The following is a 16827-nucleotide window of genomic DNA, read 5'->3' as shown; positions in this document are numbered from 1 at the left end:
CGTCTTCATAGATCTGGTCGTGCTCTGGGGGGTCTATCTGGCTCTGTCGGTGGCGGTGCTGTCGGCCACCGGGTCTCTGGACGACGCGGCCACCGCGGCGATCGCCGTCGCGCTGCTGGTGCTGGTGCTGATGGGCGGTCCGGTCGCGGTCGAGACGCTGTCCCACGGCCGTTCGCTGGGGAAGATGGCGTGCGGACTGCGGGTGGTGCGGGAGGACGGCGGGCCGATCCGCTTCCGGCACGCGCTGGTCCGCGGAGCGCTGGGCTTCGTCGAGATCCAGATGACGGTGGGGGTCGTCGCGTGCATCGCCTCGCTGGTCTCCGCGCGGGGCCGGCGGCTCGGCGACGTGTTCGCCGGAACGCTGGTGGTACGGGAGCGGATTCCGGTCTCGCGGCCGGTGCCGGTGCCGCCTCCGCCGCCGTGGGTGGCCGGGCACTTCGCCGGGCTGGACCTGTCGCGGGTGCCGGACGGGCTGTGGCTGGCCGTACGGCAGTACCTGCTGCGCGCGGACCAGCTCGATCCGCAGGTGGGCTGGTCGATGGCGCAGCGCCTGGCGGCCGACGTGGCGGGCTTCACCGGGGCGCCGGTGCCGGAGGGGATGCCTCCGGCCGTGTACCTGTCCGGTGTGGTGGCCGAGCGGCAGGGGCGGGACGCGCGGCGGGCCTTCGGTGAAGGCGTCCGGCCGGAGACCGACCGGAACGGCGCCGTGCCTCCGCCGGCCGGTCCCGGCTCCGCATGGCCGGCCTCCCCTTCCCCGGCGGCTCCGCACGCCTCTCCTCCCTCTGTTCCGCCTTCTGCCCCTCCGGCACCCGCGCCGTCTCCGCAGCGCCCGTCCGCCGGCGGCAATGGCGCCGGCGGGGAGGCGGAGGGGCCGCGCACCGGCTTCGTCCCCCCGGCCTGACGCCGACCGCAGGGGGCCCGGCCGCGCGGGTCAGTCGAACGTCGAGGGCGGGGACTCCAGGTCCTCCAGCTCGATGCCGGGGGCGGCCAGGACGACGTCCCCGGCGATGTGGACGGAGTGCCGCTCGCCCGTCTCCAGATCGTCCACCCGGTAGTGGTCCACGGTCAGCGGGCCGCTGTCGGTGGCGTGTGCTTCGCTGTCCACCAGCGCCCAGGCCTGGTCGAGGGTGCGGGGGGCGAGTACGGGGGGTGCGAAGGCGACGAGGCGGACTCGGGTGGCCGGTGCGCCGGACGCGGGGCGCAGCAGCCTCGCGGTGGCGACGAGGAACGCGGGGGAGGCTCCGGTGAAGGCGTGGGCGGGCGCGTTGCCCTCCTGTGCCTGCTCTCCGGCCGGGTCGGCGCGTACCCAGGTCACGCCGTCGAGTGCGGCGCCGCGTACCTGCCAGTGGGGGGTGGTCAGTTCGAGGCGGAGGGGGCGGCCGAGACCGTCCAGGGTGAGGTCGACCGAGCCCGCGCGGTCGCCGGAGGGGGCGGTGAGCTGCGAGACGTACCGCCAGCCGGACGGACCGGTGGCGCACTGGAAGCGCTCCTCGCCCAGGGGGGTGCGGTCGTGCGGGTCGTGGAGTGAGTAGCGGCCGCGGGGCATGGTGGGGTTCCTTACGGGTCAGGCCCCCGCCGTGGAGCGGGGGCCTGACGGTGTCGCCTGCTGTGTGACGTGCCGCGTGTGGGCGGCGGTGTCAGTAGCGGTAGTGGTCGGGCTTGTACGGACCCTCCACCGGCACCCCGATGTAGGCCGCCTGCTCCGGACGCAGCACGGTCAGCCTCGCCCCCAGCGCCTCCAGATGCAGCCGGGCGACCTTCTCGTCCAGATGCTTGGGCAGCACATACACCCCCACCGGATAGGCATCCGGCTTGGTGAACAACTCGATCTGCGCGATCGTCTGGTTGGCGAAGGAGTTCGACATCACGAACGACGGATGCCCGGTGGCATTGCCCAGATTCAGCAGCCGCCCCTCCGACAGCACGATGATCGCCTTGCCGTCGGGGAACGTCCAGGTGTGCACCTGCGGCTTGACCTCGTCCTTGACGATGCCCGGAACCGCGGCCAGCCCGGCCATGTCGATCTCGTTGTCGAAGTGCCCGATGTTGCCCACGATCGCCTGGTGCTTCATCCGCGCCATGTGGGAGGCCAGGATGATGTCCTTGTTGCCGGTGGTGGTGACGAAGATGTCGGCGCTCTCCACCACCTCCTCCAAGGTGGCGACCTGGTAGCCGTCCATCGCGGCCTGCAGCGCGCAGATCGGGTCGATCTCGGTGACGATCACCCGCGCGCCCTGGCCGCGCAGCGACTCCGCGCACCCCTTGCCCACATCGCCGTAGCCGCAGACCACCGCCACCTTGCCGCCGATCAGGGTGTCGGTGGCCCGGTTGATGCCGTCGATCAGCGAGTGCCGGCAGCCGTACTTGTTGTCGAACTTCGACTTGGTCACCGAGTCGTTGACGTTGATCGCCGGGAAGAGCAGGGCGCCCTCGCGCTGCATCTCGTACAGCCGGTGCACCCCGGTGGTGGTCTCCTCGGTCACCCCGCGGATCTCCGACGCCAACTGCGTCCACTTGGTGGGGTTCTCTCCCAGGGTGCGGGCCAGCAGGCCCAGGATCACCGCGTGCTCCTCGGACTCGGCCGTGGCGACGTCCGGCACGGCGCCGGCCTTCTCGTACTCCACCCCCTTGTGCACCAGCAGCGTGGCGTCCCCGCCGTCGTCCAGAATCATGTTCGGCCCGCCGGTGGGCGCGTCCGGCCAGGTCAGCGCCTGCTCGGTGCACCACCAGTACTCTTCGAGCGTCTCGCCCTTCCAGGCGAACACCGGCACCCCGCGCGGATCCTCGGGCGTGCCGTCCGGACCCACCGCGACCGCGGCGGCGGCGTGGTCCTGGGTGGAGAAGATGTTGCACGAGGCCCAGCGCACCCGCGCCCCCAGCGCCACCAGCGTCTCGATCAGCACCGCGGTCTGCACCGTCATGTGCAGCGACCCGGTGATCCGCGCCCCGGCCAGCGGCCGCGCGGCGGCGTACTCCCGCCGGATCGCCATCAGACCGGGCATCTCGTGCTCGGCCAGCGTGATCTCCTTGCGGCCGAACGCCGCCAGGGACAGATCCGCCACCTTGAAGTCCGGTGCGGTGCCGGCCGGAGTGCCGGTCGAAGTGTCGGTCGCGTCGGTCGATGCGCCGGTGGGCGCGTCGGTCGTCGTCATCGGAAGCTGCTCCTCGGAATCGGTCGAGGTGTCATGGCTGGCTGGTCTGCGGCAGCGGACAGGCACGCGGGACCCGGGCACACCGGCGGTCCGCCGTGGTGTGCCGTCGTCACCGTACGCACCATGAGAACGAACGTACGTGTCCCCTGACCGCAGCGCAGTCCGTCGGAGGCCCTCTCTCCCTCGGCCGGCCCGTGTGGCCGCCCGACCGCCATCAGCAGCGACGTCTGTGCCTTTCCGAGGCTACACGTTCGGCGCGTCACCCGGATGGGACGGGGCACGGGCGCCGGGCGGGACCGCGGGTTTCCGGTCACCGGAGCGGGTGCGGCCGGTGACACGGTGAAGCGGCCCGGGACGGAGGGAGTCCGTCCCGGGCCGCTTCACCGTGTCGCGCCGCCGTACCGCCCACCGCCGCTCAGAGCGCCTTGGCGGCGGCTTCCTCCGTCTCGGCCGCCCGGTACATGTCCGGCTCCAGGTAGATCACGCGGGCGATGGGAACCGCCGTGCGGACCCGGTGCTCGGCCTCGTCGATCGCCCGGGCCACCTCGGCCGCCGACTCGTGGCTCTCCACCGCGATCTTGGCGGCGACCAGCAGTTCCTCCGGGCCGAGGTGGAGCGTGCGCATGTGGATGATCCGGGTGACCCGCTCACCGTCGACGATCGCCGCCCGGATCTTCCCGAGCTCCTCCGGCCCGGCCGACTCGCCCAGCAGCAGGGACTTGGTCTCCACCGCGAGGATGATCGCGATGAGGACGAGCAGCACACCGATGCAGATGGTGCCGATGCCGTCCCACACCGGGTCGCCGGTCAGGAGCGCCAGGCCGACGCCGCCCAGGGCCAGGATGAGGCCGACCAGGGCGCCGAGGTCCTCCAGGAGCACGACCGGCAGCTCGGGCGCCTTGGCCCGCCTGACGAAAGCCGTCCACGACTGCGTGCCGCGGACCGCGTTGGACTCCTTGATCGCGGTGCGGAAGGAGAAGATCTCGGCGATGATCGCGAAGACCAGGACTCCCACCGGCCAGTACCAGTGCGAGATTTCGTGCGGGTGCCTGATCTTCTCGTAACCCTCGTAGAGGGCGAAGAGGCCGCCGACCGAGAACAGGACGATGGCCACGAGGAAGGAGTAGATGTAGCGCTCGCGCCCGTATCCGAAGGGGTGCTCCTCGCTCGCCTTCCTCTTCGCCTTCTTGTGGCCGAGCAGCAGCAGAGCCTGGTTGCCCGAGTCGGCGACGGAGTGGACGCCCTCCGCGAGCATCGACGAGGAGCCGCTGAAGGCGAACGCCACGAACTTGGCCGCGGCGATGGACAGGTTGGCGGCCAGCGCCGCGACGATCGCCTTGGTTCCGCCTGATGCGCTCATGGAAGGCTGACTCTCCTGGGAAGACGGCAGGGCTTGTTCCGGGTCGAGGTCCGGTTCCGGGGAGGGAGCCGGTGCGGGGCTCGTTCCCCTGCCGGGCACCGGTACTCGCGGCGCGGCAGTGTGCGGTGCGGTGGTGCGGTCACACCGCGGTCATACGGCCACGGTCGCGCGGAAGAGCGTACCGCTGCCGGAGACCGCCACACGCTCGCCCGCCCGTACGAAGGCCGACCGGCCCCGGGCGAGGACGAGTTCACCGCCTCCGCCGCCTCCGGTCACCTCCCGCAGGGTGATCTCCCCGTCCGTGCACAGCAGGATCTGCGGTGTCCGGTCGTCCAGGTCGTGCGGTTCGGAGCCGGGTGCCAGAACGTACCGGGAGAGCCGGAACTCGTCGACGGGCGCCGCGTACACCTCCTCGCCCCCGGAGGTGGTGCGCGGCCGCAGCACCTCCGGCTCCGTCGGCTCGAAGCGGACGACGCGCAGCAGTTCGGGGACGTCCACGTGCTTGGGGGTCAGGCCGCAGCGCAGCACGTTGTCGGAGTTGGCCATCAGCTCCACGCCCAGGCCGCCGAGGTAGGCGTGCGGGACTCCGGCGCCGAGGTAGAGGGCGTCGCCGGGCTCCAGGCGCACGACGTTGAGCAGCATCGCGGCCAGGACGCCCGGATCGCCGGGGTAGTGGCCGGCGATGCCGGCGTAGGCGGCGTACTCCCGGGCGTACGGTCCTTCCCCGGCGGCCAGCCGCCGGGCCGCCGCGGCCGCCGCTTCGACGGTCTCGGCCATCGCCTCCCGGTCCGCGGAGAGTACGGCGGTCAGCACCTCGCCCAGCGCCTCGTCCTCGGGCCGGGCGCGCAGGATGTCCGCGTAGGGCTTGAGGCCGCCGACGTCCAGGGCCTCCAGCAGGTCGGCGGTCCCGGCGGGGCGGCGGAAGCCGCACAGGCCGGTGAAGGGCGTGAGGGCGCAGATGAGTTCGGGCTTGTGGTTGGCGTCCTTGTAGTTGCGGTGCGGGGCGTCGGCCGGGACGCCGCGCTCCTCCTCGTCGGCGAAGCCCTCCCTGGCCTGGACGAGGTCGGGGTGCACCTGGAGGGAGAGCGGGGAGGCGGCCGCCAGCACCTTGAACAGGAACGGCAGCCGCGGTCCGAACGCCTCGACGACCGCCGGGCCCAGCTCGCCCTCGGGGTCGGCCGCGATCGCCTCCGACAGGGACGTCCCGCCTCCCGCGCGGTCGATCCGCGACGGTGCGCCGGGATGGGCTCCCATCCACATCTCGGCCTGCGGTTCACCGGTGGGCTCGGTGCCCAGCAGTTCGGGGATGGCGGTGGTGGAGCCCCAGGCGTAGGGGCGCACGGTGTTGGTGAGGAGGTCCATGCGGGGTGGTGTCCTTGGGTCCTTGGGTCCTTGTTACGGGCCCGGACCTCGTCGTCCGGGCTCTGACGGCTCTTGACGGCTCTGAACTGCTCCGGCGCTCGGGCGTCTTGGGCCCGCAGGTCCCAGGCCCGGCGCCCCGCGAACCCGGCGCCCCGGGCCGGGCGTCCCTGTCAGCGCCGCTCGCCGCCGGCGAGCGCCAGGTAGACGGCGGCGAAGTCCACGGTGGCCAGCAGTTCGGCGGTGGCCTCCAGAGGGGTGCTGCCCTCGGCCGGCTCCAGTTCGCTGACCGGGGTGCCGTGCCCGTACGCCAGGTCGCGGGCGGCGACGGCGGCGGAGTGGGCCGCCGGGGGGCCCTCGCGCAGCAGGACGATCCGGGCGCGCATCGCCTCGGGCTCCTCCACCCTGTCCCGGAAGAAGTCGTCGGTGTCCTCCGCGCCCGCGAAGGAGCCGGTCAGCAGGGCACCGTGTGTGGTGAGCGCCTCCGGCAGGAGGGCGGCCAGCGCCGGGCGGCCGACGAGCGAGGTGAGGGTGGTGGCGAAGTGGCGGGCGGCGGCGGTCGCGACGGTGCCCTCGCTCCACAGCAGCGGCAGCGCGTCGGAGAGTTCCGCGGCCAGGGTCTTGGCGGGGTTGCCGTAGGTGGCGGCGGCGGGGCCGCACCGCTCGGCGACCCGGTCGAGGCGGTCGGCGAGCGCGGCGAGCTCCTCGGGGCCGGCGGCGGCCAGGCCGAGCCGGTCGGCCAGGGCGAGGAGCGGGGTGAGCAGCGCCCACAGGACGCCGGGGGCGGCGGGCGGGGCCGGGGTCTGCCGCTCGTAGGCGTCGCGCGGGTCGGGGCCCTCGTAGTGCTCCCCGGGTGCCTCGGCCAGCGGTACGGCCAGGCCGCGGGCCTGGATGGTCGCCTCGGCCAGCGGGGCGGGGGCGGGGCTGACGGAGACGACGGTGCAGCCCCGGCGGTACGCCTGCTCGGCGAGCTCGGTCAGGCCGCCCTCGTGGCCGTCCGGGGTGGCGAGCAGCAGCAGGTCCAGCGGACCGGCCCAGCCCGGCAGCGTCCAGCGCAGCGCGCCGGGGTCGGGGAGGGAGCCCGCGGGGTGGAGCCGCGTGACGGGGACGGCCCCGTTGCCGAAGGCCGCGAGGAGGTCGGCGACGCAGGAGACGGCCGGTCCGGTGCCCGCGACGAGGATGGCGCGGGGGCGGCCGTCGGGACGCAGTTCGGTAAGTCCCGCCTCGGTGGCGTGCCGCAGGGCCGTACGGGCGCGGGCGCCGGAGGCGGCGGCTCCGCGCAGCAGGCCGTGGGTGTCGGCTCCGGCCAGGGCGTCGGGGGCGTCGAGCAGTGTCTCGTCCAGCATGTGCGGCCTCTCCGGTCGCCGGGGGCGGTCGTGCTCAGGCGGGACGGCGTGCCTCGTCGACCAGGAGGACGGGGATGCCGTCCCGGACGGGGTACGCCAGCTTGCACTCGCTGCCGTCGCAGACCAGTTCGTCGCCTTCCTCGCGGAGGGGGGAGTGGCACGCCGGGCAGGCGAGGATCTCCAGGAGACCGGCTTCGAGCGGCATGGGGTGCGTCCCTTCGGGGCGGATGCGGTGCTGTTCCGTGGTGCTGTCGTGCGGTCAGCGTACCGCCGGGAGACCGCTCCCCGTCGGCGGGTGCCGCGGCACGGTGCCGTGGCGGACGGCGGGGCGTCCGTGGTCCGGTGAGCGCGCGGCGGGCGGCGGGGCGGTGCCGGGACCGGTGGCCGGTCCCGGCGCCGCCGTGCGGTGCTCGCCGGTCCGGCCCGTCAGGAGCGGACGATCGCCAGTACCTCGTCGCGGACCCGGGCGGCCGTCTCCGCGTCGCGCGCCTCGACGTTCAGGCGCAGCAGCGGCTCGGTGTTGGAGGGGCGGAGGTTGAACCACCAGTCGGACGCCGTGACCGTCAGGCCGTCCAGCTCGTCCAGCGTCAGGCCCTCTCGCCCTTCGTAGGCGGCCCTCACCGCGGCGGCGCGTCCCGCCTGGTCGTCGACGGTGCTGTTGATCTCGCCGGAGGCCGCGTAGCGGTCGTAGCGGGCGACCAGTTCCGACAGGGTGCCCTGCTGTCCGCCGAGCGCGGCCAGGACGTGGAGGGCGGCGAGCATGCCGGTGTCGGCGTTCCAGAAGTCGCGGAAGTAGTAGTGCGCCGAGTGCTCGCCGCCGAAGACCGCGCCGGTGCGCGCCATCTCCTCCTTGATGAAGGAGTGGCCCACCCGGGTGCGCAGCGGGGTGCCGCCCGCCTCCTTGACGACCTCGGGGACGGACCAGGAGGTGATGCAGTTGTGGATCACGGTGGAGCCGGGGTGCTTGGCCAGCTCGCGCTCCGCGACCAGGGCGGTGATCGCCGAGGGCGGGACGGGCTCGCCCCGCTCGTCCACGACGAAGCACCGGTCGGCGTCGCCGTCGAAGGCCAGGCCGATGTCGGCGCCGGTCTCCCGCACCCGGGCCTGGAGGTCGACGATGTTGGCCGGATCCAGCGGGTTGGCCTCGTGGTTGGGGAAGGTGCCGTCGAGTTCGAAGTACATCGCGTCCAGCTCGACCGGCAGGCCGTCGAGGACGGTGGGGACGGTGTGGCCGCCCATGCCGTTGCCCGCGTCGACGACGGCCTTCAGCGGGCGGATCCCGGTGAGGTCGACCAGTGAGCGCAGATGGGCGGCGTAGTCGGCCAGCACGTCCTGCTGCGTGATCGTCCCCGGCTTCTCCACCGGCTCGGGGGCCCCGGTGGCGGCCCACTCCTCCACCAGCGCGCGGATGTCGGCCAGGCCGGTGTCCTGGCCGACGGGGGCGGCGCCGGCCCGGCACATCTTGATGCCGTTGTACCGGGCGGGGTTGTGGCTGGCGGTGAACATCGCGCCGGGCAGGTCGAGCCGGCCGCTGGCGAAGTAGAGCTGGTCGGTGGAGCACAGGCCGATCTCGGTGACGTCGGCGCCGCGGGCGGCCGCGCCCCGGGCGAAGGCCCGCGACAGGCCCGGCGAGGAGGGGCGCATGTCGTGTCCGACCACGATCGCGCTCGCGCCCGTGACCGTCGCGAACGCCGCGCCGAACAGCTCGGCGAGGGATTCGTCCCACTGGTCGGGCACCACACCACGTACGTCGTACGCCTTCACGATGTGTGACAGGTCAGGCACGGTCCACCCCTTCTGGAGTATCTGGCGACGCCCCAAATGTAACGGGGCGATCAGTTCTCGGGGGAACGCAGTACCCGCAGGTGGCCACGTCGAGCCACCTCCATCAGATCCGTCTCGCGCACGCCGCCGGAGCCGGGCTGCTCGGTGGGGGCGGGCTTCCTGCGCTGCGGGGTGCGGGCGGCCTCGCGGACGGCGTTGGCCAGGGCTTCGAGGTCGTCACCGCTGGGACGGGCGGGACCCGCGTCCACGGCGAGGCGGACGACCTCCCAGCCGCGCGGGGCGGTCAGCCGTTCCGAGTGCTCCGAGCACAGGTCGTAGCAGTGGGGCTCGGCATAGGTCGCGAGGGGGCCGAGGACGGCCGTCGAGTCCGCGTAGACGTACGTCAGCGTCGCCACGGCAGGGCGGCCGCACGCGGTGCGCGAACAGCGACGTACAGGGCTCACGATGTTGGACGGTACCGCACTCTTGAGCGGGCCGCGACGACTCTCCGGGAGGTCACCCTGTTGTGTCGTGCCGGCCCGCCGGGTTCCCGCGCCGCGGCGGCGGACCGGCTGACCTGGCACGGGCCGGAAAAGTCCGGTTGGCGGCGGGGCGGAAGCCTGACATAGGCGCCGTTACCCCTTCGTTCGGATTCCGTCATCGAGGAGCGATCATCGATCGGAGAGTTGTCCGAAACGGCACCGCGGAAAAACGGAACCGGTCGCTCTCCGACAACCGGTGGTGGACGCCGTCCCGTGCTCCGAGGAGCGTGGGACGGCGCGCGGGACGGCGCGAGGCCGCTGTACGGCGCCGTGGGACGGCGGCACGGGACGGCGGGGCCGCGTCATCCCTGCTCTCAGGCCCCCTCCGGGCGGCTACTCTCAAGGTGATGAACAACCCCGTACCGCCCCGCCGGCCCGATCCGCGACCGCGTCGCCGGGATCGCCATGGACGCGGCATGCGCGGCCCCATCGCGCCGCCCCAGGTGCCGCTCGCCATGAGCCGCGCCGACGTCTTCGACGACCTGGTGCGCGACTCCGCGGACCGGCTGGAGAGACAGTGGCCGCAGTTGTCCGGGGTGGAGTTCGTGGTGCAGGAGGTACCGCCCGCCGCGCCGGGGGACGGCGGGCCCGGCGACTGGGTCGACGGCTGGCTCGACGGCCCGGACAGCGTGCCGCTCGGCCGGTACGCGGCCGCGCGGGACGGCCGCCCCGACCGCATCGTCGTCTACCGGCGGCCCATCGAGCTGCGCGCCAGGACGCGCGACGACCGGGCGCTGCTCGTCCACGAGGTGGTCGTCGAGCAGGTCGCCGGACTCCTCGGACTGGCGCCGGAGTCGATCGACCCGCGCTACGGGCAGGACTGAGGCGGGCCGGGCCCGGCGGGCGTCCCGAGGACGCCCGCCGGGCCCGGCCCGCCGTACACCCGCTCAGTCGACGAGCACCGACAGGTCCTGCCCGGCCCGCGGCACCGCCACCGTCCCCCGGTCGTCCGGGAGCGTCTGCACGGTGAACATCGGGATGCCGTCGTCCACCAGCGACAGCGTCCGGGCCGCGTACACCGTCCCGCCCGACAGCCGTTCGACGGTGAGCGCGTAGCGCCCCTTCGCCCCCTCCGGCCGCAGATCGTCGACGGCCGTCGTGGTGCCGGCCTTGAGGTCGAACGTCTTGCTGACCGGTTCGCCGCCACCGCTGCCCGCCGACGCCGTCACCCGCACCTTCGCGGCCTTCTCCGGCGCCACCAGCGACAGGACCGTACCGCCGTCCTCGCCGTTCCTCGCCCCGGCGTCGCTTCCGGCCGCGGACGCCCGCTCCCGGACGGGCTCGGTGGCGGGGATGAACGCCGTCTCCTGCCGCGCTCCCTCGCCGCGCAGCACGCGCAGCGCCGCCACGACCCGGGCGCCGCCGCCCTCCTCGGCCGGGGAGAGGATCAGCGAACCCGGTTCGCCCCTGGTCACGTCGCCGAGGTCCACGGCGGTGGTCGTACCGCTCCTGACGTGGAGGGTCTCCTGGCCCGCGGGGGTGATGGCGCCGGTGGGGGTGGCCAGCCGCACCTTCAGGTCCGCGTCCTTCTCACCGGGCGCGAAGACGACCAGGCGTACTGCGGTGGCGTCGGCCGGGATACCGGGCAGGACCAGGGAGCCCCGGGAGTCGGCGGAGGCCGGCAGCCAGTCGCCGCCGAGCTTCTCGTCGAGCGACTGCACCTGGGCCCCGATCCGGCCGCTGCGCGCCACCACGTGCAGGACCACGTTGGTGACCGGCTCGCGCGAGAGCGTGGAGAGCAGCACGGGGACCGTGGAGCGGCCGGGGACGTTGAGGCCCTCGCCGCTCTCGGTCTTCACCGAGCCGTCCTTGCCGTACAGCTCCAGGTCGACCACGGCCGGGGCGTCGTCGGGGTTGGTGAGGTGGATGTAGTCGTGGCGCGACTTCGCGGTGCTCGCGCCGGGGAACCAGAACTCGGTGCCGGGCGCCGTGCAGGAGACGCCCAGCAGCCCGCGGCCGGTGCCCGCGGTGACGAGGGTGGTCTGCTGGACCGTCCAGCCGGGGGCGAGGCTTCCGTCTGCCGAGCCGGTCAGTGCGGGCGAGCCGCTGCTGTCCGCCTCGGCGGTGACCGGGACGCCGGGCTTCTCCAGGGGGACGACGGGGTCGGGCTCGTCGGTCTTCCCCCCGTCCTCGCCGCCGCGGCCGCCGCCTTCCAGGGTGCCCCCGGCCGGCAGCAGCCCGGCCCCGCTGCCCGCGGTCCCCTTCCGCTCGGCGCCGCCCTCGGGCGTGTAGGCCGTGTACGTGGTCTCGCCCACCTCCGAGGAGGCCGGCTGCGGGCACACCAGTGTGGAGCGTTCCACGGGGAGCCGGGCGGCGGCGGGGCCGGCGGCGGGCTCGTCGGAGGGGGCGGTCAGCGACGCGACGCCGGTGACGGCGGCCAGCGCGGCGACCACGCCGATCAGGGAGTGGATGGTGCGGTTCATGCGCGGTCGCTCCTGTCGCCGTACGTCGTGCCGTCCTGGGCGCCGTAGCCGCCGCCGTACGCGCCGCCGCCGTAGGTGTCGCCGTAGGTGCCGTCGTAGGTCCCGCCGCCGTAAGCGCCGTCGTAGGCGCCGCCGTCGTACGGGGGCCGGGGCTGCCCGCCCTGCTGTGCGTACGGGTCGCCCTGGCCTGCGTACCGCTGCCCGTCCCAGCCGTCCCAGCCCTGCTGCTGCGGCGCGTACGGGGGCTGGGGTCCGGGTTCCGGTTCCGGTGCCGGTTCGGGTTCGGGTTCGGGTTCGGTCAGCGGCGGCGGGCCGTCCGCCGTCTCCTGCGCCGCGCGCAGCCTGCGGGCCCGCCGGCCCTCGCCCTCCACCGGCTGGGCCGGTACCGCCTCGGCCGCCTCGGGCAGGTCGTCGTCGATCTCGCGGCGGCGCCCCGGCAGCGCCATGACCAGCACCACCAGCATCAGGAAGCCCTGCGCCCACACCCATGCGGTGTGCGCCGCGGGGGTCTCGTGGACCAGCTCCAGCCGGCCGCCCTCGGCGGGCAGTTCGAAACCCTGCGCCCAGCCGTCCACGGTGACGGGCTTGAGCGGGCGCCCGTCCAGCGTGGCCCGCCAGCCGGGGTCGGCGGCATCGGCGATCCGCAGCACCCGCCCGGCGGGCCCGGCGGGAACGCCGGCGCGCGCCTCGACCGGCCCGGCCCCCACGGTCACCGGCTCGGCCGCCGCGCCGCCCTTCCCCTCCGGGGGGACGATGGTGATCCGGGCGACCTGGGCGTCCACCCGCCACAGCGCGCTGCCGTCCTCCTGGCTGAGCCGGGACAGGCCCGGTGTCGCGTCCAGCACCCCGCTCATCTCGCGGGGCGCGCCGTCGCGCACCAGGACGTAGCGGACGGCGTAGCCGCTGAGCTGCTCGGCCTGGTCGGCGCCGGATCCCGCGACCAGGTTGGCGACGATCTCGTCCAGCCGCCGGTCGCCCCCGGCCTCGCGGGCCGTGTCGCCGTCGCCCAGCCGGGCGCCGGAACCGCGGACGAGGGTGTACGAGACCCGGGCCGCCGCGGAGGACGCGGTGTTCCCGGCGTCCCCGGCCTTCCCGGCGCCGGTCTCGCCGTCCAGGACGAGGGTGCGCGGCCGGTCCCGGGTGCCGCTCTCCTCGGCGACGAACGCCGGGACCTGCACCGGGCTGCGCCGCGACAGCGGCCCGTCGGCACCGCCCGCCATCCAGACGGCGGCGGTCACCAGGGGCGCCACGGCGGCCGCGAGGCCGATGAGGGCCGCGACCGGCTGCCGCCAGCCGAAGCTCTGGGCCGCGACCCGGCCGCGCGCGCCCTCGGCGCCGAGCACGGCCGCGGCCAGCAGGCCCAGCCCGTAGACGAGGGTCGCGGGCCCGGCCCAGCCGGATCCGCCGGTGAGCGCGGCGAAGAGCAGACCGGTCAGGGCGGTGGTCCAGGCGGCCAGGATCGCGGTGCGCCGCTCGGAGCGCAGCAGCGCGGCGAGGGCGGCGAGCACCACACCCGCGAAGAGCATCCCGCCCACCGTTCCGGGCCCGCCGGGGTCGAGGGTCAGCAGGCCGGCGGCGGAGGCGCTGCCCTCGCCGTACGGCAGCCCCGCCTCGCGCAGGAAGGCCGAGGGGCTGGTCAGCAGCCCCGCCGACCACGGCGCCAGCAGCACCATCGGCACCGCGAGCAGCACGGCGGTGCGGACCGCGTAGGCCCCCGCGTGAGCGCGCTGCCGCACCCTCAGGGCCAGTACGGCCAGCGCGAGTACGGCGGTGACCGGCCAGACGACGGGGGTGAAGGCGGTGGTGAGGGTGAGCAGCAGGGCCAGGGCCCACACGGGGCGCCAGCCCGGCCGGGCGTCCCCGGCCGTCCGCAGCCCCGAGGCCGCGACCGCGGCCCGGGCCATCAGCGGCAGGACGATCGCGAGCACGGCGGTGCCGAGCCGGCCGCCCGCCAGGGCCCCGGTGACGGCGGGCAGGAACGCGTAGGCGACCGCGCCCCAGGCGCGCAGCAGCCGGGAGCCGACCAGCGGCCGGGAGGCGAAGTAGGCGGTGAGCCCCGCCAGCGGCACCGAGCAGACCAGCAGCAGGGTGAGGGTGAACCCGGTGCTGCCGAGGAAGACGGTGGCGAGCGTGGCGAGGACCGCCAGATACGGCGGTGCGGACTCGGCGACGCCGGTGCCGACCGGCTGCCAGACCTCCAGGTGGCGCGCCCACAGGTCGGCGGCGGAACCGGGCGCGGGCAGCAGTGCGCCGCCGGCCAGCGCCCCGCCGCCCAGCAGGTCGCGGCAGGCCGCCAGGGAGGCGAGGAGGAGCACGGCGAAGAGCACGGGCGCCGGCTTGCGGGCGATCCGCTTCAGCCGCGCGAACTGCTCGACCTCCAGGAAGTCGGCGTCGTCGTCGCCGGGCCCGGTCTCGACGGCGCCGTGCCGCGCGCCGGAGGAGACGTCGGAGTCGGAGCGCCGGGCGAGGCTGCCCGCCACCTGCTCGGCGGTGGCGCGTACGGTCGCGCCCGGGGGCGGGAAGAGGGGGCGCAGCTCCGAGTGCGCGACCGCGGGTCTGCCGCGCCTGCGCCGGGCGGCGAGGATGCGCTCGGGGCGCAGGAGGGTGCCCATGAGCCCTCTGAACTCGTCGAGCGCCTGTCCGGGCACCTTGCCGACCAGATAGGCGAGCATCCTCAGCAGGGTGCCGAGGACCAGCCGCAGCAGGACCCAGGGCAGCTTCTTCCCGGGGGTGTTGACGAGCAGTGTGTAGACCGCGCCCGCCTTGTCCACGCGGTGCGGACCGGCGACCGAGCGCCCGACGCAGTCGATGGGCCGCCTCTCCCGGGAGGACGCCTCGGCGTGCCGGACGACGGCGTCGGGCGCGACGAGCACCCGGTACCCGGCGGCCTGGACCCGCCAGCACAGGTCCACGTCATCGCGCATCAGCGGCAGGTAGCGGTCGAAGCCGCCGAGCCGCTCGAAGACGTCGCGGCGTATGAGCATGCCGGCGGTGGAGACGGACAGCACCTGCCGCACCTGGTCGTACTGGCCCTGGTCCTGCTCCCGCCGGTCCAGGCCGGTCCAGCGGCGGCCGCTGTCGGCGATGGAGACGCCGACCTCCAGCAGCTGCCGGCGGTTGTACCAGCTGCGCAGCTTGGGGCCGACGACGGCGGCCGTCTCGTCGGCGTCGGCGACGCGGAGCAGTTCGGCGAGGGCGTCCGGCGCGGGCGCGCAGTCGTCGTGCAGCAGCCACAGCCACTGGACGGGTTCGCCGTAGGGCAGTTCGGGCATGTCGTAGGCGTCGTCGCGCCAGGTCCGGGTGACCGGGTCCCAGCCGCTGGGCCGCCTGAGGTATGCCAGGTCGTCGGGGCCGAGGACGGGCGCGGTGCGGGCCGCCTCGCCGACCGCCGCGCCGAAGCCGGTGCGACGGGCGAGGTGCAGTACGCGGTCGGAACCGATCGCCTCGGAGACCAGCCGCGCGGAGTCGTCGGCGCTGCCGGTGTCGGCGGCGATCACGTCCTGCACCGGCCGCTCCTGGCCGGTGATCCCGGCCAGGACTTCGGGCAGCCAGCGCTCGCCGTCGTGGGAGACGAGCACGGCGGTGACGACGTGCTTGGGGAACTCCGGCGGCCCGCCGGGGTCGGCCTCGGGCCGCGGGGAGACGAACGCTGCTGTGGCCGCCTCGTACTGGGCCGCCGGGTGGCTGTGCACGGACATCGGGGTAGGGGCCCTCCGGCCGGGGTCCGGGGGTCGCCCCCCGGAAGGCTGCTGCGTCGGACTGCTGGAAGTGTGCTGGACGCGGGTGCCGTGCGCTCGGCGGCCGCGTCGTGGACGGCCCCCCACACTAATGGCTGAACGCGTCCCGGCGTCCGGGGTCCTGGGTACCGGCGCCCGCGCAGCGGTCCGCCCCCGCGCGGCGCGCGGGGGCGGACGGGGTTGCTCTGTGGTCCGTGCGGTGTCCTGTGCCGTTTCGTCCGCCGGTCGTCCTGGCGCTTCGCCAGGCGGTCGCACGGCCGGGATGTCGCGCGGACGTTCGGGAGGGCGGGGACGGGCGAAGCCGGTCCGTCAGACGGCCGCCTTCTTCAGGCGGCGGCGCTCGCGCTCCGACAGCCCGCCCCAGATGCCGAATCGCTCGTCGTTGGCGAGGGCGTACTCGAGGCACTCGGAGCGGACCTCGCAGGCGAGGCAGACCTTCTTGGCCTCTCTGGTGGAACCGCCCTTCTCCGGAAAGAAGGACTCGGGGTCAGTCTGGGCGCACAACGCGCGCTCCTGCCAGCCGAGCTCCTCGTCCACCTCTTCGACCAGCAGTTGTTCGAACAGCTCGGTCATGCGCGCCCCTCGTCTGTCTTTACGTCCCCGTGATGCTGTCGTTATCGATCCCGGCCGAACGACACGAGTGAAATTACAAGTGTGTACATCCACGCGAGTCAAGCCGAGATCTGCTATTGGGTCCGTTATTCACTCTGCGGAACCAAACCCTTGCATTAAGTGTTTAAATCACCACAAACCACGACAGGCGGATCGGACATCCCGCCCAACCGACCCTCCCGTCCGGAAGGACGCGCCCGGCCCCGGCCGCGTTGCCCTCCACGCTCCGAAGCGATCCCGATCACACTCTGATCACAGATCCACAACGACGTTCGTGCGTGCGGATGTTGCGCCACTTGTCCGCTCCCGACGCGCATAAACCTTTCGCCGACCCCGACAACCGGAAGTGGTGAAACACGGCTGCCAAACGGGCCGTCCGGTTGACGGCCGGTTGACAGCGAGACGAGGTACCCGTTCTCCTTGGTGTCATGCCAGCGATCCGCTCGTTCAGCCCGGCCCGCCACCGCGGGGCCCTTCGCGCTGCCCGGGCCTGCTGTCGCTGTTGTCGCCGTTGAGGTCCTGGGTCGAGGTT

Annotated in this window: 13 protein-coding genes (1 of these 13 cut by a window edge); 2 read left to right on the top strand and 11 right to left on the bottom strand. The window is 74.2% G+C overall.

The features are described 5' to 3' along the window. A protein-coding gene (locus tag QPK52_RS16925) for an RDD family protein (RefSeq protein WP_410538339.1) crosses the window boundary here: on the top strand, positions 1-901 show its 3' portion. It extends 74 nt beyond the left edge of the window; 901 of the gene's 975 nt are visible here — the last part of the coding sequence; its start codon lies off the left edge, out of view; its stop codon occupies positions 899-901. A 30-nt stretch (positions 902-931) separates the two neighbouring features. On the opposite strand, the gene QPK52_RS16920 is transcribed toward QPK52_RS16925, so the two are convergent. The 8 genes from QPK52_RS16920 to QPK52_RS16885 all read right to left on the bottom strand — a co-directional run bounded on the left by QPK52_RS16920 (position 932) and on the right by QPK52_RS16885 (position 9448). Next, positions 932-1546, bottom strand: a complete 615-nt coding sequence (locus QPK52_RS16920; RefSeq protein ID WP_410538338.1) for a hypothetical protein — start codon at positions 1544-1546, stop codon at positions 932-934. A 91-nt stretch (positions 1547-1637) separates the two neighbouring features. Next, on the bottom strand, positions 1638-3152 hold the full coding sequence (ahcY, locus tag QPK52_RS16915; protein WP_410538337.1) for an adenosylhomocysteinase: 1515 nt from the start codon (positions 3150-3152) through the stop codon (positions 1638-1640). A gap of 415 nt (positions 3153-3567) precedes the next feature. Beyond that, on the bottom strand, positions 3568-4512 hold the full coding sequence (locus QPK52_RS16910) for a cation diffusion facilitator family transporter (RefSeq protein WP_410538336.1): 945 nt from the start codon (positions 4510-4512) through the stop codon (positions 3568-3570). A gap of 150 nt (positions 4513-4662) precedes the next feature. Beyond that, positions 4663-5874, bottom strand: coding sequence for a mannose-6-phosphate isomerase, class I (gene manA / locus QPK52_RS16905; protein ID WP_410538335.1), 1212 nt, complete (start codon positions 5872-5874; stop codon positions 4663-4665). A 170-nt stretch (positions 5875-6044) separates the two neighbouring features. Continuing rightward, positions 6045-7217 carry an SIS domain-containing protein gene (locus QPK52_RS16900; protein WP_410538334.1) on the bottom strand — a complete coding sequence of 391 codons (1173 nt, stop codon included), beginning with the start codon at positions 7215-7217 and terminating at the stop codon, positions 6045-6047. A gap of 34 nt (positions 7218-7251) precedes the next feature. Continuing rightward, positions 7252-7422, bottom strand: coding sequence for a Trm112 family protein (locus tag QPK52_RS16895; protein WP_093661033.1), 171 nt, complete (start codon positions 7420-7422; stop codon positions 7252-7254). 221 nt (positions 7423-7643) lie between these two features. Then, the gene (locus QPK52_RS16890) at positions 7644-9002 is read right to left on the bottom strand and encodes a phosphomannomutase/phosphoglucomutase (RefSeq protein ID WP_410538333.1); all 1359 of its coding nucleotides are present in this window, start codon (positions 9000-9002) and stop codon (positions 7644-7646) included. Positions 9003-9052: 50 nt separating this feature from the next. Beyond that, positions 9053-9448 carry a DUF3499 domain-containing protein gene (locus QPK52_RS16885; RefSeq protein ID WP_237880924.1) on the bottom strand — a complete coding sequence of 132 codons (396 nt, stop codon included), beginning with the start codon at positions 9446-9448 and terminating at the stop codon, positions 9053-9055. A gap of 422 nt (positions 9449-9870) precedes the next feature. Here QPK52_RS16885 and QPK52_RS16880 point away from each other — a divergent pair, with 422 nt between their 5' ends. Continuing rightward, positions 9871-10347: a metallopeptidase family protein gene (locus QPK52_RS16880; RefSeq protein ID WP_410538332.1), complete on the top strand. Its 477-nt coding sequence runs from the start codon at positions 9871-9873 to the stop codon at positions 10345-10347. A gap of 63 nt (positions 10348-10410) precedes the next feature. Here the strand turns inward: QPK52_RS16880 and QPK52_RS16875 are convergent, their stop codons facing one another. The 3 genes from QPK52_RS16875 to QPK52_RS16865 all read right to left on the bottom strand — a co-directional run bounded on the left by QPK52_RS16875 (position 10411) and on the right by QPK52_RS16865 (position 16256). Next, positions 10411-11946, bottom strand: a complete 1536-nt coding sequence (locus tag QPK52_RS16875) for a DUF5719 family protein (protein ID WP_410538331.1) — start codon at positions 11944-11946, stop codon at positions 10411-10413. Then, positions 11943-15644 carry a glycosyltransferase gene (locus QPK52_RS16870; RefSeq protein ID WP_410538330.1) on the bottom strand — a complete coding sequence of 1234 codons (3702 nt, stop codon included), beginning with the start codon at positions 15642-15644 and terminating at the stop codon, positions 11943-11945. Before QPK52_RS16870 ends, QPK52_RS16875 begins: the two co-directional genes overlap by 4 nt. Positions 15645-15992: 348 nt before the next feature. Further along, complete coding sequence (locus tag QPK52_RS16865) at positions 15993-16256, bottom strand: WhiB family transcriptional regulator (protein WP_410538329.1); 264 nt, start codon at positions 16254-16256, stop codon at positions 15993-15995. Positions 16257-16827: the final 571 nt, after the last annotated feature.

This window comes from Streptomyces sp. KL2 (assembly GCF_046529545.1).
Taxonomy (GTDB): Bacteria; Actinomycetota; Actinomycetes; order Streptomycetales; family Streptomycetaceae; genus Streptomyces; species Streptomyces radiopugnans.
Note: the sequence above shows the minus strand (reverse complement) of the source record. Positions and strands in the feature narration are given on the sequence as shown.